We start from the raw sequence: 24583 nt of genomic DNA on the forward strand, positions 1-24583 counted from the left end.
TAGCTTTCTTGTAGTTATACTACATGACCTGCAAACCGCACAGTTAAACGATCTTCCCGCGGTCAACCGATCGGTGTTGAGGCTCAGGTCGCTTTGTAGTGTAGGGCTTTTCGCACAGGGCTCCAGGCTTCGGCCAGACAACTGCGCAGGATGCCGCCCATGACGCTGGCCTCTACCGGCCGACTGATCAAGTAGCCTTGCACCTCGTCGCAACCATGAGCCCTGAGAAACTCCAGTTGCTCGCAATCTTCCACGCCCTCGGCCACTACCCTGAGTTCAAGACTGTGGGCCATCGCGATGATCGCCCGGGTGATCGCCGCGTCCTCTGCCCCTTCGTTCAAACCACGAATAAAGGCTTGGTCGATCTTCACGCAGTGCACCGGAAAACGTTTCAGGTAGCTCAACGATGAATAGCCCGTACCGAAGTCGTCGATGGCTAATTTCACCCCAAGTGCGCGCAGTTGCTGGAACGTGGTGATGATGTGCTCGACGCTCTCCAGCAGCTGGCTCTCAGTGAGCTCAAGCTCCAGGTATTCCGGATCGAGCCCGGTCTCTTCGAGCACTTGCCGCACAAGGCTGACCAGCTTGCCTTGACGCATTTGATGCACCGAAAGATTGACTGAAACCCTGATCGGAGCGAGGCCCTCCCGCTGCCATTCGCAGGCCTGGTGGCAGGCTTTGCGCAGCACAAACTCCCCTATGTTGGCGATCAGGCCGGTCTCCTCCGCCAACCCGATGAACTCGCCGGGCGAAATCAGACCGCGCTCGGGATGACGCCAGCGCACCAGTGCCTCCGCGGAATTGAGACGCCCGCTTTTAAGCTCCAGCTTAGGCTGATAAAAAACCTCCAGTTGCCCTTCTGCAATCGCGCGACGTAGCTGGATTTCCAGCTGCAAACGACCTGGCGTACCCGCCTCAAGGCTTTCGGTGTAGAACTGAAAATTGTCGCCACCCAGGTGTTTGGCGTGTTGCATGGCCATATTCGCCTGGCTGACCAGCGCGGCAATGTCCCGGGCAGAACCGGGCAGCAACGCGATGCCGATCGAAGCGCTGATCACCAGCTCATGGCCGGAAACTGATATCGGCGAACGCAGCTTCGCCAGCAGGCGCGTCGTGATTCGCGCCATCGTGGTCAGGTTGCCGTGGCTGTCAAACAGCACGGCAAACTCGTCCGCCGACAAACGCGCGACGGTATCGGCGTCTGCCACGTGGGCATTCAGCCGGCGCGCGACAAGGCGCAGCAATTGGTCAGCGATGTCGTGACCCAGGCTGTCGTTGAGCAATTTGAAGCGATCGAGATTGATATGCAGCATGGCCAGCGTGCGCCCACCGTGACGCGCACGCTGATTGGCCTCGCGCAGCCGCTCGTTGAACAACGCCCGATTGGCAAGGCCGGTCAGCTCATCGTAATGGGTCAGATAACGCGTACGCTCTTCGTACTGGCGCGTCAGCTCGCGGTTAAGCTCGTCACTTTCGGCCTGGGCCTGTTGAAGGTGCTCGATGAGCGCCACGTTCTGAAATCGCCGGATCAGGCCCCTCTCGATCAAACGGTTGACCTGCGCGGCCACCACGATCAGCGCCAGCAGCAGAATCAGTCCGAGCCAGCCCCAGCCATGGCATTGTGGATCGCCAGTCCAAAACAGATAGAGGATGGGCGGCAGCAGGCACGGCAGCGTGAAGGTGAGGAACGCCGGAATGCTCACGGCATAGGCCACACTGGCAGACAGCGTCGCAGCGCCGATGAGGCCGAACGCCCAGGCCTGCTGAGCGAGGCTTTGCGCCGGCATCAGCACCAGCGCGGCGCTGGACAGGGTGAACCCGCTGACGCAGGCGCCGGCCAGAAATATGCGATTCCAGATCGGCTGTGAACGACGATCGAGTGATGCCGACCTGAACGCGGCGACTTGCAGCACACGCAGACAAACCAGCGCTGACAGCCAACCCAGCCAGACGCCAACCAGCACGTAACGCTCGGGGCTCCAGAGCAGCCACGCGCAGAGCAAACCATTGATGAACATGAACAGGGTCGGCAGTAGCGATCCCTGATAAAGAAGGCGGGTACGCTCGGCGGCAAGCTGGGTCGCGAATTGCTTGCAGATGACACGGCGTGTCGCCACGGAGTCTGCCGGGGCTTCGGAGCTGAAGGTCATGGCATTTCTTATAATTGGTGGCCTTGAACGTTCGCGGAGGATACACAAGGGACCGTCGAGACCAAACAGTCATAAATTAAAATCTACAGACGGCAAAATAGGACCGACAACATCACGACCGGCCAGCGTTAGGGTTTGCCCATGCCCTCACGGCACCCTAGAATGCCCCGATGCGCGATGACCTCTCCCTTCTGCTTAACTCCCTCAACGATGCCCAACGCCAGGCCGTAGCTGCCTCCGTGGGTCGTCAGTTGGTCCTGGCCGGCGCTGGTTCCGGCAAAACCCGTGTGCTGGTACACCGTATCGCCTGGTTGATCCAGGTCGAGAACGCCTCGCCGCACTCGATCCTGTCGGTGACGTTCACCAACAAGGCCGCTGCCGAGATGCGCCATCGCATCGAGCAGTTGATGGGCATCAACCCGGCCGGCATGTGGGTGGGTACCTTCCACGGTCTGGCGCACCGCCTGTTGCGGGCGCACTGGCAGGAAGCGGGTCTGAACCAGAGCTTCCAGATCCTCGACAGCGATGACCAGCAGCGACTGGTCAAGCGCGTCATGCGCGAGCTGAATCTGGATGAGCAGCGCTGGCCGGCACGGCAGGCGCAGTGGTTCATAAACGGGCAGAAGGACGAGGGGCTGCGTCCTAAACACATTCAGGCCTCGGGCGATCTCTTTCTGACGACCATGAAGTCGGTCTATGAAGCCTATGAGGCGGCCTGTCAGCGCGCCGGCGTTATCGATTTCTCCGAACTGCTGCTCCGCGCGCTGGACCTGTGGCGCGATAACCCGAGCCTGCTTGCTCACTATCAGCGCCGTTTCCGTCACGTGCTGGTGGACGAATTCCAGGACACCAACGCCGTTCAGTACGCCTGGTTGCGCCTGCTTGCCCAGGGTGGCGACAGCCTGATGGTGGTCGGCGACGACGATCAGTCCATCTATGGCTGGCGCGGCGCGAAGATCGAGAATATTCATCAGTATTCCGAAGACTTCCCCGATACCGAGACCATTCGCCTGGAGCAGAACTATCGCTCCACCGCGAGCATCCTCAAGGCCGCCAACGGCTTGATCGTCAACAACACAGGGCGGCTGGGTAAAGAGCTGTGGACTGACGTCGGCGACGGCGAGCTGATCAATCTGTATGCCGCGTTCAACGAACACGACGAAGCGCGCTACGTGGTCGAGACCATTGAAAGCGCGATCAAGACCGGCCTTGCGCGAAGCGACATCGCCATTCTCTACCGCTCCAACGCCCAGTCGCGGGTCCTTGAAGAAGCCTTGCTCCGCGAGCGCATCCCGTACCGCATCTACGGTGGCCAGCGATTCTTCGAGCGCGCCGAAATCAAGAACGCCATGGCGTATATGCGCTTGCTGGACGGGCGCGGTAATGATTCGGCGCTGGAGCGGGTCATCAACGTCCCGCCGCGCGGCATTGGCGAGAAAACCGTCGAAGCGATTCGCGAGCATGCGCGCCACGCCGACGTTTCGATGTGGGAAGCCATGCGCCTGCTGGTCGCCAACAAAGGCCTGGCCGGTCGTGCAGCGGGCGCGCTGGGCGCATTCATCGAACTGATCGAAAACCTCGCCGCCAAGGCCGCGGACATGCCGCTGCATCTGATGACCCAAACGGTTATCGAGCAGTCCGGCCTGATCACGTACCACAAGGAAGAGAAAGGCGAGAAAGGCCAGGCCCGGGTGGAAAACCTTGAGGAACTGGTCAGCGCCGCGCGCGCCTTCGAGAACAGCGACGAAGAGGAAGACCTGACACCGCTGGCGGCCTTCCTCGGCCACGCCTCTCTGGAGGCAGGCGATACCCAGGCGGACGAGCACGAAGACAGCATTCAGCTGATGACGCTGCACAGCGCCAAAGGTCTGGAGTTCCCGTACGTGTTCCTGGTGGGCATGGAAGAAGGCCTGTTCCCGCACAAGATGAGCCTGGAAGAGCCGGGGCGCCTGGAAGAAGAGCGTCGTCTGGCTTACGTGGGTATCACCCGTGCCATGCAGCATCTGGTGATGACCTACGCAGAAACCCGACGCCTGTACGGAAGCGAAACCTACAACAAGGTCTCGCGCTTCGTACGGGAGGTGCCGGCCAATCTGATTCAGGAAGTGCGGTTGTCCAACAGCGTGACGAGGCCGTTCGGCGGTTCCAAAACCATGGCCCCGAGTCGCTTGTTCGATGGCGAAGCCATTCCGCAGAGTCAGTTCTCCCTGGGGCAGCACGTGCAGCACGCAGTGTTTGGTGAAGGCGTGATCCTCAACTTCGAGGGTTCAGGCGCTCAGGCGCGGGTCCAGGTGAATTTCTCGGAAGGCAGCAAGTGGCTGATGCTGGGGTACGCGAAGCTCGAGCCGGTTTGATCGGCAACTGACGATGCGTTGATGCATCCCTTGTATTCCCACATCCACCCCCCATCTTTCCTACAGAACTTTCTTCACCTGCTTACAACCCAAGTAGAGCAGGCAGGTGAAGATTCACGCAAAAGCCGGAAACATATGGCCGCTGGTCATCCCCATTTGTCCTGTGCAACATGGCGCGCGTGCAATCCACAAACGGGAATTCCCTTATGCAACGTTTTCTTAGCATCGCTCTGGCAATGATTATCGGGCTCACCATGAGCCTCGATGTCAACGCTGCGCGTTTCGGTGGTGGCAAGAGCATGGGCTCGGCGCCAAGTCACCAGGCGCGTCAAACAGCTCCTTCCACTCCTGCCGCAGCACCTAACGCCGCCGGCCGTCCTGCGCCTGCTGCGGGCGGTGCTTCCAAATGGCTGGGCCCATTGGCCGGTCTCGCCGCGGGTGGCCTGCTGGCCTCCATGTTCATGGGCGGTGGCTTCGAAGGCATGCAGTTCTTCGACATCCTGATCATGGCGATCATCGCCTTCGTGATCTTCCGCTTCATCGCGGCGCGTCGACGCAAACAGCAGCCACAGATGGCCCCCGCTGGTGCTCCTTATCAGCGTGAAACCTTCGAACAGCCGCAACCGGCACAGAATTCGATCTTCGGCGGTTCCGCTCCTGCAGCGGCTGCCCGTCCGGTAATCAACGCGCCGGCCTGGTTCAACGAAGAGCGTTTTATTGAAGCTGCCCGCAGTCACTTCCAGTCGCTGCAACAGCACTGGGACGCGAACGAGATGGACAAGATCTCCGAGTTCGTGACCCCGCAGATGCTGCAGTTCCTGAAGAAAGAACGCGCCGATCTGGGCGACGGCTTCCAGTCCACCTTCATCGACAACCTCAACGTGCAACTTGATGGTCTGGATGATCGCGCCGACAAGACCATCGCTACGCTGACGTTCAACGGTGTGTCGAAGACGTCGCGCTTCGATCAGGGCGAAGTGTTCAGTGAAAGCTGGAACATGGAACGCGCCCAGGGTGACAACCAGCCTTGGCTGGTGGCAGGTATCCGCCAGAACGGCTAATACCGCTGAGCTGCTGCAAATGAACCCCGGACTTGTTCCGGGGTTCTGTTTTTAGAGAAGCCAAGTTAATTTGGCGATGCCTTTGAGCTACTGTATAACCCGCGCAAATCGTTAGAGGATCCACGTCGTGGAAGAAGTCATCGAACAACTCCGTGAAGCCAATGAACCGGTCCCTGTCCCGCTTGAGCTGCCTGATGAAGATCAGTTGGTCGAAGTTGAGGAGCAGCTGTTCATCAATATCCCGTTCGTCTTCAAGGAGTTCTTGCTCACCGTAAGCGACGTGGTTTACGGCAGCCTTGAGCCCGTCACCGTCACTGATCCGGGCTCGCATACGTATCTGCCGGAAGTGGCGGCGACCGCCTGGGACATCGGCGTGCCGCGCGAGCTGATCCCGATCTGTCAGGACGGCGAGGATTACTACTGCGTCGAGGAAGACGGTACTGTGGTGCTGTGGTCTGGCGAAGAAGAACTCGTCACCGAGGAAAACTGGGAATCCGTCTGGCACTGGGCGCGGGACGTCTGGCTGGAAAGCTGAGAATCACAACTCCTCTTCTGAATCAGCCTTGAGCACGCGTCTCAAGGCCGACTCAGGCTCATGCCTCATGGCTCAGCGTGATTGCCGAGGGTTTCGAGCAGCGCAATCTGCATGCGCGTGTGCACCCGGATGAACCACCGCCACAACACGGCTGCTACCACGGCCGCCACCACGACGATCAGCATCAGCCATTCGCGCGTCGGCAGCATGCTGGATGACAGCAATGCGATGAGCAGAAAAATCACCACCAATGACAGCAGCGGTATCACTTCAGCGATCACCCGACGGACGCGCGCTGTGTGCCTTCCCGCCATCTCCGGCTTCACGCTCATCTCCGCCAGCAACATCGACAGCGCCTTGAGCTTGCGATAAGCAGCGATCAGGAACGGCAGCGACAGTAGCAATGAAGCGCCCCAGATCCAGGCTTTCTGCTGTCCGACATCACTGACCCAGTCGCTGAAATACACGCCAATCCGCTCCGCGAAGAATGCCCCGGTGAGGAAGATAGCGATGACCAGCGCCAGGTTGATGCCGACCTGCAGCAGAATCTTGCGGATCATCGCCGCCAGCACTGCGCCTTCCCCTTGCGGCTGAATGCTGCGCAGCCACTCTCCGTATAGGCCAAACACCCGCGCCATACGTGCCGGAACAATGGCGCCCAAGGTGTGCGACAGCGGATCTGCTGCGCGGATGAGGTAAGGCGTCAACAGCGTAGTGATGGCGGAGACCGCCACCGCGACCGGGTAGAGAAAATCGCTGGTGACCTGCAGCGTCATCCCCAGCGCTGCGATGATGAAGGAAAATTCGCCAATCTGTGACAGCCCCATCCCCACACGCAGCGAGGTCTTGCCGTCGTTGCCGGCGATAAAAGCGCCCAACCCGCAGGAAATCATCTTGCCCAGTACCACGGCGACGGTGATCACCGCGATGGGCCAGGCGTAATCGAGCAGAATGTTCGGATCGATCATCAAGCCGATCGCGACGAAAAAGATCGCGCTGAACATGTCCCGGATGGGCTCGACCAAGTGTTCGATCTTCGCCAGTTGCCGGGATTCGGCCATGATCGCACCAATGAGAAACGCCCCCAGCACCATGCTGTATTCAAGTTTGACCACCAGCAGGCAAAAGCCGAAACACAGGCCCAGCACGGTGATCAGCAGCATTTCATTGCTTTCGAACTTCGCCACATAAGCCAGCAACCGCGGCACGACCAGAATGCCGATGACCAGCGCGACGATCATGAACAGCGACAGCTTGCCGACCGTGGAAAACACCTCGCCGGAACTGACCGTGCCGCTCACGGCGATGCCCGATAGCAGCGCGATGATGCCAATGCCGAGGATGTCTTCAACGATAAGCACGCCAAAGATCAGCTGGGCAAAGCGCTGGTTTTTCATTTTCAGGTCGTTGAGCGCTTTGACGATAATGGTAGTAGACGAGATCGCCAGAATGGCACCCAGGAACAGCGAGTCCATGGTGTTCCAGGCGAAGAACTGGCCGATTTCGTAACCGATCCAGATCATCAGCATGATTTCGAGAAACGCGGCAATGAACGCGGTCGCGCCTACCTTGAACAGTTTGCGCAGGCTGAATTCCAGGCCGAGGCAGAACATCAGGAAGATCACGCCGAGTTCGGCGAGGGTCTTGATGGTGTCTTCGTCGTGGATGAGGCCAAAAGGCGGGGTGTGCGGGCCGATGATAAAGCCGGCAACGATATAGCCCAGCACCACGGGTTGCTTGAGCCTGTGGAACACCACCGTTACGACGCCAGCGACGAGCATGATCACAGCCAGGTCTTGAATGAAACTGATGGCATGCATGGGCGCTGCTCCTGCTGGCAATCGGTGAAATGCGCGTATCCGCCTGAATGAGAGACGACTGCTGTACGAAAACTCGCCAACGAAGCCTGAATATTCTGACCGAGACGCAGGATTTACCCCATCCAAGGGCTTCCGCAGGTTAACACCGCACAAAAGCGCGAAAAGCCAGTGCAATATATGGAAACAGATGGATGCAGGGCGTGACGGCGGAGCGGCCGTTGGCGTCCCGGTATCGATGGTTTTGTAGCCAATCTGCATTCGAGCACCTGAGCAAGGTGCCTTCTGACCCTTTTAGACCGTGAGCACGCTATGGAACCCGGAAACGCCCAGCTGTCGATGACTGTATTGATGACCCCGGACATGGCCAACTTCTCCGGCAACGTCCACGGCGGGACGCTGCTGAAGTACCTCGACGAAGTGGCCTACGCATGCGCGAGCCGTTACGCAGGACGCTATGTCGTGACGCTGTCGGTGGATCAGGTGATTTTCCGTGAGCCGATTCACGTCGGCGAACTGGTCACGTTCCTGGCATCGGTCAACTACACCGGCAATACGTCCATGGAAGTGGGCATCAAGGTAGTGACTGAGAACATCCGCGAACGCTCGGTTCGTCACACCAACAGCTGCTTCTTCACCATGGTGGCGGTGGACGACCAACGCAAACCTGCCGGCGTGCCGCCGCTCACTCCAGCCAACAGCGAAGACAAGCGCCGTTACGTGCAGGCACAACAACGCCGCCAGATCCGTCAGGAACTGGAGAAGCGTTATCGTGAAATCAAGGATGAGCCGGTTTAAGCCAGCGCCGGAATTCGCTCTACAACCGGACGGCTTCGAACCTGACGCGCGGATGGGCGATTCGGTCCTGCGCGCGCACCAGTTCCAGCTCATAGCTGCCGCAGGCCTGAGTCTCCAGCAGCACTTCATGCACCGCTGACGCCGCGAATTCGAACGCGCGGCGCAGGTCGTCACCCAGCAAAATCCGCGACAGGAAAAGCCCGGACGTCAGGTCGCCGACACCAACGGGCTGTCGAGGGAATGCCAGGAGCGGTCGGCGCAGGTGCCAGGTTTCGTGTTCGGTCACCAGCAGCATTTCAAAGCTGTCCGCAGGTTTTCCCGGATAGGCCAGGTGCTTGACGACCACCGCCTTGGGGCCTCGGGCCAGCAATGTGCGCGCCATGGCCACGCAGTCAGGCAGCGATTCGGGTTTGCGGCCGGAGAAGCTGTCCAGCTCCAGCTGATTGGGGCAAAGAAAGTCGGCCACCGCAGCGGCTTCGTCGAGAAGGAAATCGCTGACCTCCTGCGGCACGATGCAGCCCTTTTCCGGGTGCCCCATCACCGGATCACACACATACAGCGCGCGTGGATTGGCGCGTTTGATCTGCGCAACGGCGCTCAGAATCGCCCGCCCCTGCGCTGCGCTCCCCAGATAACCCGACAGCACCGCGTCGCAATTCCCCAACTCGCCTATCGCGGCAATCCCCTCGACCAACGCTGGAATCTGCTGCGGCGCCAGGACTTCCCCCGCCCAGTGTCCATACTGAGTGTGGTTGGAGAACTGAACGGTATTCAACGGCCAGACATTGATGCCGATACGCTGCATAGGGAACACAGCTGCGCTGTTGCCGGCGTGACCAAACACGACATGGGACTGGATGGCGAGTAGATGGGGCGTACGTTTCATGACAGGTTCCTGAGACCGGGAAGGCACAGTAGTGGCGATGCCGGACGAAGTGAAGCGAAATTAAGCTTTCGGGCTATGGCTGTCTGTCACCCGACGCAGTTAAGCTGCAAGCCTTCTGTTGGAGTGCCTTTTCCATGCTGACCCTGGGCAACATTTTCGTCCTCATGCTGCTGGCGACTGCCGGCGCCTGGCTGTGGCACGCCCATGGCCTGCGTGAGCGGGCGCTCGAACGCGTCAAACAGCACTGCGCCAAGCTTGAGCTTGAATTGCTCGACGGCAACGTGGCGCTGAAGCGACTCGCCTTCAAACGCGACAATGAAGGCCGCAAGCGCCTGGCGCGTGTGTATAACTTCGAATTCACAGTCACCGGTGAGCACCGGCATCCCGGCACGATCACCATGTTCGGTGCCCATGCGGCGCAGATCGAGCTGGCGCCCTACCCGTTCGAGATCAAAGACCCGAAGCCCACCGCCGAGATCATTCAGCTGAGTCAGTGGCGTCAGGAACACAACAAGTGGAAGCAGTGATCCTCTGTGGATAACTGACTCTAGAGCAGACAGGCCGCCAACTCTGCCTGCAAAGCGGCCTCGTCCTGAGGCCCTTCGAAGATCAGCTCAAGGCGCGAGTCCCTGCGCCATTCACTCGACGCCCATTCCAGCGAGCTGCCATTCAGCGCGTTGCCTGAAACCCACCCCTTTTCGCTGTGGATAACCAGCTTGGCGCGCCGCCAGTCAAAGGCCTGCAGCCATGCTTGCACCTTTGTCGCATCGAAAACCCGCTCTGGGTGCCAGCGCCAGCCGATGCTCCAGCCTTCTGCCTGTTGCTGGCTCACGCAGAACGGCGCCATCGGGTCTGCCCACGCTGCAGGGAGTTGCGCCAATGACCGGGGGATGGCTGGGTTGTCGGAGCCAGCGTGAGCGCTGACGTCGATGCCGGGTAACGCATCCAGAGACAATACGCCGTGGTCAGTCCAGCGCAGCAGACGATCAGGCAGCGCAGCGGCAATCGCCTTCCGCGTCGAAGCGTCCAGCCCTTCAGACTTGTTCAGTACCAGCAGGCCCGTCTGCGCAAGGGCGTCCCGCTGGGTGTCAGGCAGCGCTTTGCCCTGAGCGAGCGCCTGGGCGTCGAGCACCATGACACTGGGCTGAATCGACAGCACGCCGAACCAGGGTGCCTCGTGTAATTGCTGGATCAACTGAACCGGATGCCCCAGCCCGGAGGGCTCGATGAGCAAGCGGTCCGGTCTGGCCTTGCGCAACAACCGGCCGAGGCCAATCTGAAAAGGCGCGCCATTGACGCAGCACAGGCAACCTCCAGCCACTTCGCCAAGTGCGATACCATCGTCGCCGGTCGTCAGCAGCGCAGCGTCCAGGCCGATCTGGCCGAACTCATTGATCAGCACAGCCCAGCGCTCGTGCGCAGGTTTCTGCTTCATTAGATGCCTGATCAGGCTCGTCTTGCCGGCACCTAATGGGCCTGCAATGACATGAGTGGGGATGTTCTGCAGCATGTCGGCCATTCTTGAGATCGCTCCTGAAATGAGCGCTGACGGAGGTAATTGATGCGAGCAAGGTGGCTGCCCATGGGGCTGGCGTGGGCGCTGTTGGCGATGACGTCGGCGCAGGTCTGGGCCGAGACGTGCGTCGTGCACAGCCAGGGCGAGCGAGTGGACGTCAAAGTCTGTCAGGAGAATCTGAACATCCCGCCAGACCTGTTCCACGACGGTTTTTGCAAACCCCAGCTCAAGGACCAGAAAACGGAGGTTACGTACGCGGAACAGTGCCCTACCGGGTCATTTGGCCAGTGCAGCAACGCGCAGGTGGCCAATATGCCTTATCGGCAGAACATTCACTATTACGGCGTGGCCAGCGACGCTGCGTTCCTCAAACCGTTCTGCGAGCAGCAGAGCAAAGGCATCTGGAAAACCCAGTAAGTCGGACGGGTTTTAGGCCGCGTCGCCGTACCAGTCGCCAAACGGATCAGGCATTGAGCGCCAGTCTGCAACGCCGGCCGCCATCTCGGCGTCAGTCAGCAGACATTCATCCAACTCGGCAGCCAGCCGCCCGAAGTCGATGTTCTGACCAATGAACACCAGTTCCTGACGGCAATCGCCGGTCTCCGCTTCCCAACTGCGCATGATCACCTGCGTGCTTTCGTCGTCCTGCGGCCACTGCGCCTTAGGCACGAAGCGCCACCAACGACCGGCGAAACCATGACGCATCAAGCCGCCGGCCTGGGACCAACTGCCGGCGTCCTCATGCTTGCTGGCGAGCCAGAAAAAGCCCTTCGAGCGCAGCAGTCGTCCGTTTTCCCACGGCGCATTCAGGAAGTCGAAAAAGCGTTGGGGATGAAAAGGCCGACGCGCCCGATAAGCCGTGGACGCGATGCCATATTCTTCGGTCTCCGGCGCGTGCTCGCCACGCAACTCCTTGAGCCAGCCCGGTGCCTGCGCCGCTCGTTCGAAGTCGAAACGGTTCGTGTCGAGAATCTTGCTGAGGGGCACGGCGCCCATGACCATGGGCAGAATTTCCGCCTGACTGTTGAGGCGACGCAAAATTGCCATCAGCTCCCGGCGATCGGCTGAACTGATGAGGTCGATCTTGCTGATCAGTATCACGTCGGCGAACTCAACCTGCTCAATCAGCAGATCAGTGATCGCGCGCTCGTCATCCTCGCCCAAGGTCTCTCCGCGTGAGGCCAGGCTCTCCGCAGCGTTGAAATCCTGCAGAAAGTTCAGGCCATCGACTACCGTCACCATCGTGTCGAGACGGGCGACATCGGCCAGACTCCGGCCCTGTTCATCGCGAAAGGTAAATGTCTCAGCCACGGGAAGCGGCTCGGAAATACCCGTGGACTCAATCAGCAGGTAGTCGAAACGGCCTTCATGGGCCAGCCGACTGACCTCTTCCAGCAAGTCTTCGCGCAGGGTGCAGCAGATGCAGCCGTTGCTCATCTCCACCAGTTTTTCTTCCGCGCGATTGAGGCTGACGTCCCGCTGTACTTCACTGCCGTCGATGTTGATCTCGCTCATGTCGTTGACGATCACGGCGACGCGCAGATTGTCGCGATTGCGCAGGATGTGGTTCAACAGCGTGCTTTTTCCTGCGCCAAGGAAGCCGGAAAGAACGGTAACGGGAAGACGGTTCATGAAGGTTTCACCAGAGTGCGGATGCGATCGCTTTTTACGTTATAGTATAACGATACGCAGGCGCTAATCTTTTTTTAAGGCAGCTTCATGACTCGGTTGTTTTGGTTGTTGGCAGGCTGTTCGCTGTTGCTGAGCACACAGGCGTTTGCCCTGCCGCCCTCGCCCAGGCTGAACAAGGCGTTGTGCACGCGCACTGCAACGCTGTTGGCCTGCATTGATGCCGACGACAACACGTACAGCGTGGCGGTAGCAGGGAAAACGATCTTCGTGCGCGGCTTTGAAAGCGTTGGCAAGCGACGCTGGGCGCAGACCAATAGCCGTTACGGCTCACTGACCTTCTTCACCGGCCTGGCATCGGATGGCGAAACCTGGGTGGGGTATACCCGGAAAGTGGGCTGGACGACGATCAGTCGGGTGTCGAGTTCGAGCGGGAGCCGGACCAAAATCACCTGTGATCGAGTGATGGGTTGTCGGTGAGCGGCAAAGCTGGCCCGTTTCCGGAGAGAGCCAGTCTGCTCTCTCCGCCGTTCGGCACCTCAATCCTCAGGCCAGCGCCTCATTCGCCTTTTGCTCCTGGCGCCAGGCCACGTACGAGCCGGCCGGCGGATTGCGCTCGAAGTAGCGCTTCATGCCATCAAACAAACCATCGGCCACGGCCTGCTGATGGCGCGCGGTGACGAGACGCTGACTGTCGCGGCTGTTGGAGATGAAGCCGGTCTCGACCAGAATCGACGGTACGTCCGGTGACTTCAGCACCGCGAAACCGGCCTGCTCCACGCGTTTCTGATGCAGCGTCGTGATCCCTTCCAGGCTGCCCAGTACGGTGTGACCCAAATCCAGGCTGGCAGCGATCGTGGCGTTCATCGACATATCGAGAATCACGCCGGCCAGCATTGGGTCCTTGTCTTTCAGGTTCAACAGACTGTTCGCGCCGATCAGGTCGGCGCCGTTTTCGCGCTGGGCCATAAACCGTGCTGTTGCAGATGTCGCGCCGTTCTCCGACAAAGCGAACACGGACGCGCCAGAGGCCGTCAAGCGAGGGGCGGCGTCGGCGTGGACCGAAATGAACATGTCAGCGTTGTATTTGCGTGCAACGTCCACGCGCTTGCGAAGCGGCACGAAGAAGTCGTCGTTGCGAACCAGGCGCACATCAAAGCCCTTTTCGCGCTTCAAACGCTTGGCGAGCAACTGCGCAATGGACAGCACGACGTCTTTCTCGCGCTCACCCTTCGAGCCAACGGCGCCAGGGTCTTTACCACCATGGCCTGCGTCGACGACCACCATGATGTCGCGCTTGGAACGGTCTCTTCCCGTGGACTGCGCGGCTGGCTCTTTCGCCAGCGGTGCGGCTGCGGCCAACTGCACCGGCGGACGGGAAAGCACGTCATGCCCCAGATCCAGAACCAGCCGGTTGCCCTGAGCGCCCTCGGGACCCAGCAGGAAACTGTTGATCTGCACGGGGGATGTCAGATCGAGGACGATGCGCGTATCGCTCTGACCGAAGTGGCCGGAGCGAATCGACTTGATCGGCGTGTTTTCCAGCGCCAGCTGACTGAAGTTGCCCTCAAGCCGGGCGCCGCTGACGTCGATGATGATCCGCTCGGGCGCGCTAAGAGTGAAAGTCTTGTACTGCACCGGGCCACTCAGGTCGAACACGAGACGTAGCTTGCTATCGGAACGCCACAAGCGAGCACTCCGGATCTGCGTCGCATGGACTGAAAATGGAAGCGCAAAGGCGGCGCTGGCCAAAAGCATGTTGAGCAGCATTTGACGTCGGTGCATGGCACGGTCCGATGGCGAAGAGCATCCCGGCTCAGAGATAGAGGGTCATAGTTACAATATAACAGTCGGGATATCTGGCGAAGATGAAGCTTTTTATAAGAATGGCCAGGGTTTTAATCAGTCTGTTCAACGCCTAAGGTTGAAAAGCTCATGTGAAACAAGAACATGTTCCACGTGGAACACGATGTAATGTTCGCACAAATGAAAACGCCCTGATTACTCAGGGCGCTTGATAAGCAGGAAGAATCAGGTTCTCGGTTTTACGGTGCCACACTGCTGACCCAGCCAAACAGCGCGCGTGTCCATGCTGCCGTTCTGCTGCTGGCCTGTCGCGTTGAACGAGCCAATGACGTGGGTGTTGAATTCACGGTCACTCAGGAACTGTGCAGTGCCAGTACCCTGAGCGCGAGGGCAACTGAACTTGAATTTCCAGGTGGCGCCGGTACGTTCGGTGATCTGCTGGGTACAGCCCGACTTCGGATCGGTCAGCGGGATCTGCTCATTCTTGACCTGCTCTTGGGTCAGGCAAATACGTACGCCCTTCCCGCCAAGAGTAACACCTTGTTTTTCAAGCATTTGCTCCATGGCTGCGCGCTGCTGCGGCGCCATCATTTGCAGTTGGGACAGCATCACCTGCAAGTCCGGCATCTGCTGGCCGTCCACCTGCATGTTGCTTGAACTCAGCTCCCACAGTCCCGGCTGCAACACCTGTGCCTGGGCGAAGGGCGCAGCCAGACAAACCATCAACGCCAGTACGCGCTTTTTCATGAATCGGTTTTCCTTTTTTACTCTTGGGCATCTGGATGCGGCCTGCTTGCAAGCCACTGAACGATGAGGGTTAGACGGCAGATCGGGTGGCCAGTTGCACCCGCAATAAAATAGCGACAATCCCGGTGCGGTGTGGTCTGTTAGACACCAATAAGCTTCTAGCACAAGGTTGCGCATGGATTACCACAGCCCGTATTTCTTTGGCTATTTGCTCGGTTTCACTCACCTGCTGGGCATTGTCGCAGCAATCCACGCCTTACTCACTGTGCGTACGGCTCAGGGCTCGATTGCCTGGGCGATGCCCCTCATCTTCATCCCCTATATCGCACTCCTCCCGTATCTGGTCTTCGGTAGAAGTACGTTCGACGCCTACATCAAAGCGCGGCGTCAGGCGAACACCGAGATGCGCACGGCGATCGCCGACTTCAACTGGAAGCCATGGATTGAAGAGGCGGTGGCAGCGCGTCGCTCGGACGCTTATCGATCCCTGCGCGCAATGCCAAAGCTGGGACGCATGCCGTGCCTGGCGAACAACGAAGTAAAGCTGCTGATCAACGGCGATGAAACGTTTGGCGCGATATTCGAAGCAATCAAAAGCGCCCGGGAAGTGGTGTTCGTGCAGTTTTTCATCATCCATGACGATGATCTCGGTCGCCGACTGCAAGGGCTGTTGCTGGAAAAAGCCGCCGAAGGCGTAGCGATTCATGTGCTCTACGACCGCATCGGCAGCCATGCCTTACCGGCGCGCTACATCGACAAACTGCGTGCCGGTGGTGTTCAGATCAAGGCCTTTGCCACACGGGGCGGTTGGCTGACACGCTTCCAGATCAACTTCCGCAATCATCGCAAGATCGTCGTGGTTGATGGCATGAAAGGCTTCGTTGGCGGCCACAACGTGGGCGATGAGTATCTGGGCCTCAAGCCGCCGCTGGCGCCGTGGCGCGATACCCACGTTAGCGTTGTCGGACCTGTCGTGGCGTGCTTGCAGGAATCGTTCGCCGAGGACTGGTTCTGGGCGACTCGCGAAATCCCGCCGCTGATCCTGCCGGACAGCTACCCGGAAGACGGCGTACTGTGCCAGTTACTCGCCAGCGGCCCGGCCGATGCGCAGGAAACCTGCTCACTGTTCTTCGTCGAAGCCATTCATGCGGCGACCGAACGGGTGTGGATCACCACACCCTATTTCATTCCCGATGAAGCCGTGTCGGCGGCGCTGAGATTGGCGGTCCTGCGCGGCGTGGATGTGCGCCTGCTGCTGCCCTCGCGTCCTGATCACTACACGGTCTATGCCGCCTCCAGCTTGTTTGCGTTTGAAGCCGTCCGCGCAGGCGTTCGCATCTTTCGCTACAAGCCCGGCTTCCTGCACCAGAAGGTGGTGCTGGTGGACAACGCGATCTCGGCGATTGGCAGCGCCAACCTGGACAACCGTTCGTTCCGGCTCAACTTCGAACTCATGCTCTTGACCGTTGATGAGGATTTCGCACGCGAGGTCGAAACCATGTTGATCGACGACTTCGCCCTCTCCCACGAAATCTCCAGTGAAGAGAGCAAAGAAACCCATCACCTGCAGCAATTGGGAATGCGGGTCGCAAGATTGATTTCGCCGATTCTGTAGATGTGATTGAGCAGTACGCCAAGTGTGGGAGTGAGCTTGCTCACGAAGACGGTAGTTCAAACGCCGATGATTCGGGGGATGTACCGACATCTTCGCGAGCAAGCTCGCTCCCACCAGTTGAAGCAATTACGCGTAGATATCGTCTCTGGTCAACGGCAGATTATGACTACCGTCCGGATAAGACTTTACCGCGAGGATCTGGTGGAGGTTGATCCAGCCCCTGGAAAACGCATACGCGCAGCCAGCCAGATACAACCGAAAGATCCTCAGCGCCTGCTCCGGCACCATGGCCGCGGCGAGATCGAGCTTCTCTTCCAGCCGGGAACTCCAGTGTTCGAGTGTCCTGGCGTAGTGCAGGCGCAGGCTTTCCACGTCGACCACTTCCAGACCCGCCTCGCTGATGAACCCGGTGATCATCGACAGGTGCGGCAGTTCACCGTTGGGAAACACGTAGCGATCGATAAATTCCCCTGCACCGCGCCCCACAGGACGTCCGTCGGTGTGCCTGGACGTGATGCCGTGGTTCATCACCAGACCGCCCTCCTTCACCGCATCGAATAAACACTTTGCGTACAGCTCAAGGTTGGCGTGGCCGACATGCTCGAACATGCCGACGCTGACGACCTTGTCGAACCGACCGTCCCTGGGCAGATCCCGGTAGTCGAGCAGCTGCAGCTCGACACGCCCCTGCAGACCGTCCGCGCGCACCCGCTCCCGGGCCAGCGCCAGTTGCTCACGGCTTAACGTGATGCCGAACACTTTGACGCCGTATTCACTTGCGGCAAAGCGGGAAAGCCCTCCCCAGCCACAGCCGACGTCGAGCAGGTACTCCCCCGGCTTGAGGCGCAGCTTGCGGCACAGGTGGTGAAATTTGTCTTGTTGCGCCTGGTCGAGGGTCTCGTTGCCGGTCTTGAAGTACGCGCAGGAGTAGACCATCTCCCGGTCCAGCCACAAGCGATAGAAGTCGTTGGAGAGGTCGTAGTGGTAGGAGATCGACGCGGCGTCGGTGGCCTTATCGTGCTCGGTGCGCACAGGGAGATTGTCGTCGTCCTCGTCCACCAGCGCTTTGGTCAACTCGTCGCACACCCGGATCACTTCGCTGATTGATCCTTCCAGTTCGAGCCGGCCCTCAACAAAGGCGCGGCCCAGAAGGTCCAGACTCGGGTGCGTGAAATCGGAAACAAGCGACGGGTCGTTCACCACGATCGTGACGCGGGGATCACTCCCCAGGTCGAGCTCGTTGCCGTCCCAGAGCTTGAGACGCAGTGGCAGATGAAGGTTCTGCAACGCCGGTGGAAGTTGCGCGAGCATATGAAATCCCCCTGATCCAGCTACACGGAAAGGGTAGTCCATAACCGACTCCCGGATCAGGAGCCGTCAGGCGATCGGCTTTTATGAACGACGACGAATCTACAACGGGTAGGACTTTGTGCCCCAGAATTCGAGCCAATGTGACGCCTGCAGATGGAGCACCCCGAAAAGACTCAAGTTAATTTGTAACAGAGTTCTTCAAAGCTCAAGCGGATTTTAATGCTTAGTGGATCCCCGTAACCCGGCGCTTTCGGTGAAGGCGCCGGGGAATGTGGCTTAGGAGGGATTGTGAAACTTCGCGATGGGCTCGTGAAAACGTAGCAGTCGACCGGCGTTGCCAAGCACCAGCAGCGTGCTGAGGTTATGCAGGATCGCCGCGATCATCGCGCCTGCCGCGCCCAGCACGCCGAACGCCGCCATGGCGACAATGGCCAGCGTCCAGCCAAGTCCGATGATCACGTTCACTTGCAAGGTATGGCGGCACTGACGGCTCAGCCTCACGCAGGTGCCCAGCCGGCGCAGGTCACTGCCGATCAACACGATGTCGGCGGAGGCCAACGCGATGTCCGCCCCGCCCGCCCCCATCGCAACGCCGACAACGCCGGCCTTCAGCGCCAGGGAGTCGTTGATGCCATCGCCGACGACCATCGGACGAAAGCCTTTTTTGATTTCGCTCATGACCCGATTGAGCTTGTCCTCGGGCAGCGCCTGGGCGTGGATATCGCTGATGCCGACCTCGTGACCCAAGCTGTCGGCGACACTCTGGCGATCCCCGGTCAGCAGTAACTGCCGACCCAGGCCCAGCTCGCGCAGCTCACTCAGCGCCTGACGGGCCTCGGGCTTGAGGCTGTCGGCCAGCAGCAGCCAGGCCAGAAAATGGCCATCCACCGCGAGCCCGGCAATCGGGCCATCGTGGTCAGGAACCGGCGAGGTAACGATGCCCAGCTGCGCGAACAGCTCAGGCCGCCCCAACGCGGCTTCACCCCGTGCGGTCTGCGCGACGACGCCCAGCCCCTGGCGCTCACGAATGTCGCCAAGAGGGAGCAGATGATCCTTGTCGACCAAACTGGCCAGCGCGCGACTGACCGGGTGGCTACTCGCAGAACCCAGGCTTGCTGCCAGCTCGATGATGTTGTCGCCAGCGCCCTCCTCGGCCTGCACCGATTGCAGACGCAGACTGCCGTAGGTCAGCGTGCCGGTCTTGTCGACGACCAAGGAAGTCAGATCGGCCAGTTCTTCAAGAAAAGCCGAACTGCGGATCAGAATGCCGTGGCGCGCGGCGACCGCAATACCGGCAATGGCTGTCGCGGGCGCTGACAGCACCAACGCGCAAGGGCAGGCAGCGACCAACACCGCCAACATGGCCTGCGCGTTATTGGTGATGAACCAGGTCACGGCCGCGATCAGCAGCACGAGAACCATGTAGCTGCCGGCGTACTTTTCCAACAGGCGAGTGATGGGCGGTTTGGAGCGTTCGGCGCTTTGCATGAGCGCGATGACCTTGCCCAGGGTCGACTCGTTGCCGATGCGCGTCACTTCGATACGCAGCAGGCCATCGAGGTTGATCGCGCCGCCGAAGACTTCCATCCCTGCACGCGCTTCAAGCGGGACGGACTCGCCGGTAATGGGTGCGGTATCGAGGCTGGCCTGGCCTGAAATCACCAAACCGTCAGCCGGTACGCGGTCACCGGCGCGCACTTCGACGCGATCACCGGCCACCAGCGTGCCGTTGTCGACTTCGCGGATCGCGCCATCCTTATCGATCAGCCGGGCATGGCTGCGGGTCAGACGGCCCAGTGCCTGAATGGCTTCCTGGGAGCCAATCACGCTGCGCTCCTCCAGCACGTGGCCGAAGATCATGATGATGGGCAGCAACGCGGCGGTCATCAGATCGCCCGTCGCCCACGCGCCCAGCATGGCCAGTGCGATCAGTTGATCGGTAATGCCGTGCAGGCTGGGATAACGCAGGCTGTGCCAGCCGGCGCTGACCACCGGGATGGCCACCAACAGCGAGGCGGCGCCCAACAGCAGCTGGCTGACGCCGACTTGCTCGGGCGAGAAGAATCGCCAGACCAGCCCCAGAGCAAGCAGGCCCAGGGCAAGCATCGCCAGCGTCAACTGGCGGGCCGCGCTGCGCTGCTCGCGGCTGGTGAGCATACTGCCGGGCGCAGCGGGCTCGGCATGCTTGTGAGAAGGGTCGTGGGAATGGTTATGTACGGCTTCGCCACTCATTTGTCAGCTCCCTGAATGATCAGGCGGGAATCGTCGCGGGGGTCGACCGTGGTCACTGAGCCCGCCTGTTTCAGGATGGCAGGCACCCGCTCGCGGTAGATCCGCAATAGCAATCCGGGATCGCTCTTGTTCTGCATCGACATCGCCAGGCCGGTCACTGCGGCGGTGTCGGTCTGCGCCTTGGCCAGTCGTTCGGACGCCTGGGCATGGGCGACCTGCAGCGTGCGGTCGGCCTGCTGATTAGCGGTCTGGTTGAGTTTCTCTGCGTCAGTGCGCGCGTTCGCCACAGCCTGATCGGCTTGCTGACTGGCAGTCAGCACCGCGTTGAACGCATTCACTGCCGCGGCCGGCAGACTGGACTGCACGTCGACACGCACGACTTCGACGCCCAGACCGACGCCAGTGGCCGTCAGCTCGCCAAGCTGCGTGTTGATACCCTGCACCAGATCGCCGCGCAGACGTTCGCGACGCTCGGCAGACTGGCTGTCGGAACCCACCAGCTCGGGACGCGCCACCAGAATAGTGTCCAGATCCCGCGCCGCTGTGAGGCTGACGGCGCTGCGATTGACCAGACGATCCAGCGCCGGCAGCACGTGCTCGCCTTGCAGCACGAACGCTCGCGGCTCCGTCACTTTGTAGTACGCCGTCACATCGAGTTGTACGACACCGGCGTCCCCCGTCAGCAAATAGCCCGAGCCTGCCAGTGCGTCGCTCATCGGCGTCGCAAAACTGGTGATCTTGTCGGCTGCCAACGCAGTGGGGGAACGCAACAGCGTTTCGACATGCCGCTCGATCACGCGGTCAGCGGACGGCAAAAGCACCACTTGCTCGAACGGTTGCGGCCAGGCCAGCAACAAGCCTGCGTTCTGTACGCGGTCCAGCTCGCCGAAGCGAAACACCACGGCGCGGTTCTGTGGGTCGATTTCCCGCACATTGGAGACAGCCCAACCGAGCGCAGCCAGCAGGGTCACGACATACAGCCCCAGAAACGCCAGCCGGCTGGCCTGCAGCCAGGGACTGTTCACCACCGGCCGCTCGATGTGCGCCGCGTCTTGCTCAGTCATGGCTGCGTTCCAGCCTTGCCATCCAGGGTCGGCGGGCCGTCTACAAGCACTCGGAACGGCGCGGCATCGGTACGCAGAATCAGTTTGGTGCTCGGCCCCACCACGGTGCCGAGGGTGTCCAGCGAGCGCAGCAAGTTGTACAGCTGCGGCGAACCGGCGTAGGCGCGGCCGTAAATCTGCGCCGCTTCAACGCGGGATTGCGCCTCGATGTCGGCAGCTTTCACGGTAGCGTCGGCCTCGACAATCCGCGCGTCGCGTTCGGCGGCAGAACGGATCTGCGCCGCCTCGCGTTTGCCAATGGCGGTGCGCTCTGTAGCGATGGTTTCGCGCTCGGCGCGCATGCGGTCGACTGTCGCGTTGAGAGTCACCGACGGCAACGTAAGACGTTCGACACCTACTTGCAGAACGCGTACGCCATAGGTGGTCAGCAGTTGCTTATCGATCTGCTGACGCAGCTGGTTTTCGAAATCGGCAATGCGCACCTGCTTGGCGTCGGTGTTGATCAGGCTCGACAGATCGAAGCTCGCTGCGGTGGTTTCCAGTGCAGAGCCGACGAAGGTGCGGATCTGTCTGGCCGCTTCGTCCGGCTGGTTTTGCACGGCGCGCATGAAGCGCTTCACGTTGTCCGGATCGCCCTGCACCTGCCAGGCCACGTACGCCTGAACGATGATGCGCAGGCCGTCACGGGTACCGACGTCCTGCAAACCGCTTGAGGTGGTGCGCAAACGCAGGTCCACGGGGATCGCTGCTTCGAACGGCGCCGGCCAGCGCCAGCTCAGGCCCGGATCGAGCAGTACGCGGGCGGGGTTTCCGAAGCGCGTGATGACCGTCGCCTCGCCGGAGCGCACCTGGACCAGGCTCGCCGCCGCGATCGCGAAAGCAATCAGCACCGCAGCCAACGCCGCACGGCGCCACGGAAACACGGCCGGGCCGGAGGCTTCGCCATGGTGATGGCCGTGATGGTGGCCGCCATGACCGTGACCGCTGTGGTCGTGACCGGAATGGTCGTGATGATCGTGGGAATGAAACAAACTCAAAGGAAGACTCCTTATTCAGCCGAGGGCTGGTCAGCTGATTGAGTCGACGCTGCAGGGTCGACCGGGAGGGTAAAAGAACGCAGATCGATGGTCGGCGCGCTGGTGCCGCCGAGCCGATGATCCAGCACCAGCAACTTGGCGTGGGTCAGCCCCTGAGTCAGCTGACTGAAATACTGCTCCAGCAGAAACGCCCGGCCCGCTTTGGCGTAGCCCTGTTGCTCGGCGCTGAAACGCAAATCCGCGCCTTGCGCCGTGGCCATGACTTCCCGCGAGGTGGCCGCCGCCTGATCGTGGGCCATGCTGGCGTGCAGTTGAGCCACGTTGGCCTGATCTGCCGCCGCGCCACGCTCCCGGGCGATCAGTGCCTGGGCGCTGATCTGCGCGGCCTGGACCGCGTGGTAGGCGTTTGCCGCGCCTGCCGGTGGATGAATCGACTCAACCACGGTCGCAAGAATTTCCACACCGCTGTCGAGTTTTTTCAGGTCGCGCTGTACGGCGTCGCCGATGTCAGCCGCCAGATCATTGCGCTGCTCACCGAGCAATTCGTCGAGGGTGCGCGAGGCGAAATCGTGCACCAGCACGCGGCTGGCGGTGCTGCGAATAAGACTGGGGATGTCGGCGCTGTTGTACGTCGCGGCCAGTGCGGCTTCGTCCGTCAACCCGATACGATACACAAAGCGCACGTCCATGTTGACGATCTGGAAGCTCTGCTTGGCACCGGAGCCGCTGGCGATCACTTGCGACTTGTCATTGATGTGTGTGGCGTCCCATAACCGGTTGGCAATGGCAGGCGGCGGCCCTTCGGCAGGGTCAAGGGTCTGCTCGGCGCCCGCCCCCTCCGCGACGCTGGTCGCCAGCTCGTGGACCACACCATTTTCCACCGCCAGCACCGTTCCGAAAGGCCAGGGCAAACCGGCATGCAGACCCGGCTCCAGGACTTCAACCGGCTTGCCGAAGCGCTCGTAAATGCCACGGCCCTGCATGGGGATTTCGTGAACACCACTCAGCAACCAGCCGAGGCCGACGATGACTGCCAGCACCGGCAGAAAGGCACGGCGCATGTAGGTAAACGCCCAGATCTGGCGCAGGTCGATGCCGAAGCGGTTATGCAGCTCGTTTTGCAGCGCCAGCAGCGGACGCGGCGGCCAGCGCAACAGGCCGGCAACGAAGCTGTTGGCAATCAGGCGCGGTTCGAGGCGTTCGTTACGGGGGCTGAAGACAGACAGGAGCGCGCGGACGAGTAACTCGACGGCGACCAGCCCAGGCAACAGCCCAATCAATACCGCGAGGCGGGCGGGCCATACGCGATCAACTGAGGAGAAAAACAGGCAGAACGCCGTGACCAGTAGCGTAGCGATGGCGACCTTGGTGATCTGCGCCAACTGCTCGGCTTCAGGCCAACTGGCCTCGGACTCATTGCCGAATTGCCGCTCCAGCACCAACAGCGCAAACCCGATCAACAGCAGCAGGCCGCCGACCATGTTGCCGACAAGGCCGACATTGCTGCCTGCCAAAGCAAGGTTCCAGATCAGGCCAATGCTGACCAGCGACAGCAACGTCCAGCCTGCCAGCCAGAACACTGGCAATCCGACCTGCCCCACCATTGAGGTGCCAGCGCCGCTGATGCGGCCAAGGACGCGGTCGTACCAGCCCTGCTCCTCGACGTGAAGCAGCGCTTCATCATCAGAGGCAGCTGCAGCGGAAGCGGGTGCGATGATGCCCGCGCGCCACTGGCTGACCACGTGAGCCGACTGCAATGCCGCCGCCAGCAAGAGCAGGCTCGCGGCACTGTTGGTCAGCACCGCCGTCCACAGCGAGTTGGGAGAAAAGAGGTCAACGAAAAGCGACACCACCAGGCCGACGACGCCCATCGCTCCTGTCAGATACGTCAGCCGTGAAAGACGCCGCGATTGAACAGCCGCCTGCTGAAATCGCGGCAGGCTCACCGGTGCAACGCCCTCATCATCCAGATCAACCCGCATTGCAACTCCAAAGCCCGTTTAACGCTGTAATCATCACCCTTCC

At 60.6% G+C, this 24583-nt stretch carries 20 protein-coding genes; 8 read left to right on the top strand and 12 right to left on the bottom strand.

Annotation, left to right across the window (positions count from 1 at the left end; genetic code table 11):
• Positions 1 to 83: 83 nt before the first annotated feature.
• The gene (locus ACYAR8_RS23240) at positions 84 to 2150 is read right to left on the bottom strand and encodes a putative bifunctional diguanylate cyclase/phosphodiesterase (RefSeq protein ID WP_463581172.1); all 2067 of its coding nucleotides are present in this window, start codon (positions 2148 to 2150) and stop codon (positions 84 to 86) included.
• A gap of 170 nt (positions 2151 to 2320) precedes the next feature.
• On the opposite strand from ACYAR8_RS23240, the gene uvrD reads away from it, so the two are divergent.
• The 3 genes from uvrD to ACYAR8_RS23255 all read left to right on the top strand — a co-directional run bounded on the left by uvrD (position 2321) and on the right by ACYAR8_RS23255 (position 6100).
• Positions 2321 to 4504 carry a DNA helicase II gene (gene uvrD, locus ACYAR8_RS23245; RefSeq protein WP_074885986.1) on the top strand — a complete coding sequence of 728 codons (2184 nt, stop codon included), beginning with the start codon at positions 2321 to 2323 and terminating at the stop codon, positions 4502 to 4504.
• A 206-nt stretch (positions 4505 to 4710) separates the two neighbouring features.
• A complete protein-coding gene (locus ACYAR8_RS23250; RefSeq protein WP_074885989.1) occupies positions 4711 to 5565 on the top strand; it encodes a Tim44 domain-containing protein in 855 nt (284 codons plus the stop codon).
• A gap of 127 nt (positions 5566 to 5692) precedes the next feature.
• Positions 5693 to 6100 carry an SMI1/KNR4 family protein gene (locus tag ACYAR8_RS23255; RefSeq protein WP_074885991.1) on the top strand — a complete coding sequence of 136 codons (408 nt, stop codon included), beginning with the start codon at positions 5693 to 5695 and terminating at the stop codon, positions 6098 to 6100.
• A 65-nt stretch (positions 6101 to 6165) separates the two neighbouring features.
• Here ACYAR8_RS23255 and ACYAR8_RS23260 read toward each other — a convergent pair whose 3' ends face one another.
• Positions 6166 to 7920, bottom strand: coding sequence for a cation:proton antiporter (locus ACYAR8_RS23260; RefSeq protein ID WP_463581173.1), 1755 nt, complete (start codon positions 7918 to 7920; stop codon positions 6166 to 6168).
• Between the two features lie 309 nt (positions 7921 to 8229).
• Between ACYAR8_RS23260 and ACYAR8_RS23265 the strand changes: the two genes are divergently transcribed.
• Positions 8230 to 8715: an acyl-CoA thioesterase gene (locus ACYAR8_RS23265; RefSeq protein WP_074885997.1), complete on the top strand. Its 486-nt coding sequence runs from the start codon at positions 8230 to 8232 to the stop codon at positions 8713 to 8715.
• 19 nt (positions 8716 to 8734) lie between these two features.
• Here the strand turns inward: ACYAR8_RS23265 and pdxY are convergent, their stop codons facing one another.
• On the bottom strand, positions 8735 to 9601 hold the full coding sequence (gene pdxY, locus ACYAR8_RS23270) for a pyridoxal kinase PdxY (protein ID WP_108121229.1): 867 nt from the start codon (positions 9599 to 9601) through the stop codon (positions 8735 to 8737).
• Between the two features lie 134 nt (positions 9602 to 9735).
• Here pdxY and ACYAR8_RS23275 point away from each other — a divergent pair, with 134 nt between their 5' ends.
• Positions 9736 to 10128, top strand: a complete 393-nt coding sequence (locus tag ACYAR8_RS23275; RefSeq protein WP_463581174.1) for a DUF3301 domain-containing protein — start codon at positions 9736 to 9738, stop codon at positions 10126 to 10128.
• Between the two features lie 20 nt (positions 10129 to 10148).
• On the opposite strand, the gene ACYAR8_RS23280 is transcribed toward ACYAR8_RS23275, so the two are convergent.
• Complete coding sequence (locus ACYAR8_RS23280) at positions 10149 to 11111, bottom strand: CobW family GTP-binding protein (RefSeq protein WP_463581231.1); 963 nt, start codon at positions 11109 to 11111, stop codon at positions 10149 to 10151.
• 51 nt (positions 11112 to 11162) lie between these two features.
• On the opposite strand from ACYAR8_RS23280, the gene ACYAR8_RS23285 reads away from it, so the two are divergent.
• Positions 11163 to 11534 carry an NADH:ubiquinone oxidoreductase gene (locus ACYAR8_RS23285; RefSeq protein ID WP_463581175.1) on the top strand — a complete coding sequence of 124 codons (372 nt, stop codon included), beginning with the start codon at positions 11163 to 11165 and terminating at the stop codon, positions 11532 to 11534.
• A gap of 12 nt (positions 11535 to 11546) precedes the next feature.
• Here ACYAR8_RS23285 and zigA read toward each other — a convergent pair whose 3' ends face one another.
• Complete coding sequence (gene zigA / locus ACYAR8_RS23290; protein ID WP_463581176.1) at positions 11547 to 12749, bottom strand: zinc metallochaperone GTPase ZigA; 1203 nt, start codon at positions 12747 to 12749, stop codon at positions 11547 to 11549.
• 87 nt (positions 12750 to 12836) lie between these two features.
• Between zigA and ACYAR8_RS23295 the strand changes: the two genes are divergently transcribed.
• Positions 12837 to 13226 carry a glutamine synthetase gene (locus ACYAR8_RS23295; protein WP_463581177.1) on the top strand — a complete coding sequence of 130 codons (390 nt, stop codon included), beginning with the start codon at positions 12837 to 12839 and terminating at the stop codon, positions 13224 to 13226.
• A gap of 66 nt (positions 13227 to 13292) precedes the next feature.
• Here the strand turns inward: ACYAR8_RS23295 and ACYAR8_RS23300 are convergent, their stop codons facing one another.
• Together ACYAR8_RS23300 and ACYAR8_RS23305 are read right to left on the bottom strand one after the other, a co-directional pair.
• Positions 13293 to 14531, bottom strand: a complete 1239-nt coding sequence (locus tag ACYAR8_RS23300; protein ID WP_463581178.1) for an N-acetylmuramoyl-L-alanine amidase — start codon at positions 14529 to 14531, stop codon at positions 13293 to 13295.
• 246 nt (positions 14532 to 14777) lie between these two features.
• Entirely contained in the window at positions 14778 to 15299 is a 522-nt protein-coding gene (locus ACYAR8_RS23305) for a DUF3617 domain-containing protein (RefSeq protein ID WP_074886019.1), read from the bottom strand.
• Positions 15300 to 15474: 175 nt separating this feature from the next.
• Here ACYAR8_RS23305 and cls point away from each other — a divergent pair, with 175 nt between their 5' ends.
• A complete protein-coding gene (gene cls, locus ACYAR8_RS23310) occupies positions 15475 to 16914 on the top strand; it encodes a cardiolipin synthase (protein ID WP_108121233.1) in 1440 nt (479 codons plus the stop codon).
• Between the two features lie 126 nt (positions 16915 to 17040).
• On the opposite strand, the gene cfaB is transcribed toward cls, so the two are convergent.
• The 5 genes from cfaB to hflK form a co-directional block, all read right to left on the bottom strand.
• Positions 17041 to 18225 carry a C17 cyclopropane fatty acid synthase CfaB gene (gene cfaB, locus ACYAR8_RS23315; RefSeq protein WP_463581179.1) on the bottom strand — a complete coding sequence of 395 codons (1185 nt, stop codon included), beginning with the start codon at positions 18223 to 18225 and terminating at the stop codon, positions 17041 to 17043.
• 276 nt (positions 18226 to 18501) lie between these two features.
• Positions 18502 to 20382, bottom strand: coding sequence for a heavy metal translocating P-type ATPase (locus ACYAR8_RS23320; RefSeq protein ID WP_463581232.1), 1881 nt, complete (start codon positions 20380 to 20382; stop codon positions 18502 to 18504).
• Positions 20383 to 20453: 71 nt separating this feature from the next.
• Entirely contained in the window at positions 20454 to 21521 is a 1068-nt protein-coding gene (locus tag ACYAR8_RS23325; protein WP_074886031.1) for an SPFH domain-containing protein, read from the bottom strand.
• Positions 21518 to 22558 carry a protease modulator HflC gene (hflC, locus tag ACYAR8_RS23330; RefSeq protein WP_463581180.1) on the bottom strand — a complete coding sequence of 347 codons (1041 nt, stop codon included), beginning with the start codon at positions 22556 to 22558 and terminating at the stop codon, positions 21518 to 21520. The genes ACYAR8_RS23325 and hflC overlap by 4 nt, the downstream gene beginning before the upstream one ends.
• Before the next feature lie 11 nt (positions 22559 to 22569).
• Positions 22570 to 24540, bottom strand: a complete 1971-nt coding sequence (gene hflK / locus ACYAR8_RS23335) for a protease modulator HflK (RefSeq protein ID WP_108121237.1) — start codon at positions 24538 to 24540, stop codon at positions 22570 to 22572.
• Positions 24541 to 24583: the final 43 nt, after the last annotated feature.

The organism is Pseudomonas sp. HP_01 (assembly GCF_055284355.1).

Excerpts from the sequence above, each read along its gene's own strand:
- ACYAR8_RS23240 (WP_463581172.1), bottom strand. The coding sequence starts at position 2,150 with ATGACCTTCAGCTCCGAAGCCCCGGCAGACTCCGTGGCGACACGCCGT.
- uvrD (WP_074885986.1), top strand. The coding sequence starts at position 2,321 with ATGCGCGATGACCTCTCCCTTCTGCTTAACTCCCTCAACGATGCCCAA.
- ACYAR8_RS23250 (WP_074885989.1), top strand. The coding sequence starts at position 4,711 with ATGCAACGTTTTCTTAGCATCGCTCTGGCAATGATTATCGGGCTCACC.
- ACYAR8_RS23260 (WP_463581173.1), bottom strand. The coding sequence starts at position 7,920 with ATGCATGCCATCAGTTTCATTCAAGACCTGGCTGTGATCATGCTCGTC.
- ACYAR8_RS23265 (WP_074885997.1), top strand. The coding sequence starts at position 8,230 with ATGGAACCCGGAAACGCCCAGCTGTCGATGACTGTATTGATGACCCCG.
- pdxY (WP_108121229.1), bottom strand. The coding sequence starts at position 9,601 with ATGAAACGTACGCCCCATCTACTCGCCATCCAGTCCCATGTCGTGTTT.
- ACYAR8_RS23275 (WP_463581174.1), top strand. The coding sequence starts at position 9,736 with ATGCTGACCCTGGGCAACATTTTCGTCCTCATGCTGCTGGCGACTGCC.
- ACYAR8_RS23280 (WP_463581231.1), bottom strand. The coding sequence starts at position 11,111 with ATGCTGCAGAACATCCCCACTCATGTCATTGCAGGCCCATTAGGTGCC.
- ACYAR8_RS23285 (WP_463581175.1), top strand. The coding sequence starts at position 11,163 with ATGCGAGCAAGGTGGCTGCCCATGGGGCTGGCGTGGGCGCTGTTGGCG.
- zigA (WP_463581176.1), bottom strand. The coding sequence starts at position 12,749 with ATGAACCGTCTTCCCGTTACCGTTCTTTCCGGCTTCCTTGGCGCAGGA.
- ACYAR8_RS23295 (WP_463581177.1), top strand. The coding sequence starts at position 12,837 with ATGACTCGGTTGTTTTGGTTGTTGGCAGGCTGTTCGCTGTTGCTGAGC.
- ACYAR8_RS23300 (WP_463581178.1), bottom strand. The coding sequence starts at position 14,531 with ATGCACCGACGTCAAATGCTGCTCAACATGCTTTTGGCCAGCGCCGCC.
- ACYAR8_RS23305 (WP_074886019.1), bottom strand. The coding sequence starts at position 15,299 with ATGAAAAAGCGCGTACTGGCGTTGATGGTTTGTCTGGCTGCGCCCTTC.
- cls (WP_108121233.1), top strand. The coding sequence starts at position 15,475 with ATGGATTACCACAGCCCGTATTTCTTTGGCTATTTGCTCGGTTTCACT.
- cfaB (WP_463581179.1), bottom strand. The coding sequence starts at position 18,225 with ATGCTCGCGCAACTTCCACCGGCGTTGCAGAACCTTCATCTGCCACTG.
- ACYAR8_RS23320 (WP_463581232.1), bottom strand. The coding sequence starts at position 20,382 with ATGCTCACCAGCCGCGAGCAGCGCAGCGCGGCCCGCCAGTTGACGCTG.
- ACYAR8_RS23325 (WP_074886031.1), bottom strand. The coding sequence starts at position 21,521 with ATGACTGAGCAAGACGCGGCGCACATCGAGCGGCCGGTGGTGAACAGT.
- hflK (WP_108121237.1), bottom strand. The coding sequence starts at position 24,540 with ATGCGGGTTGATCTGGATGATGAGGGCGTTGCACCGGTGAGCCTGCCG.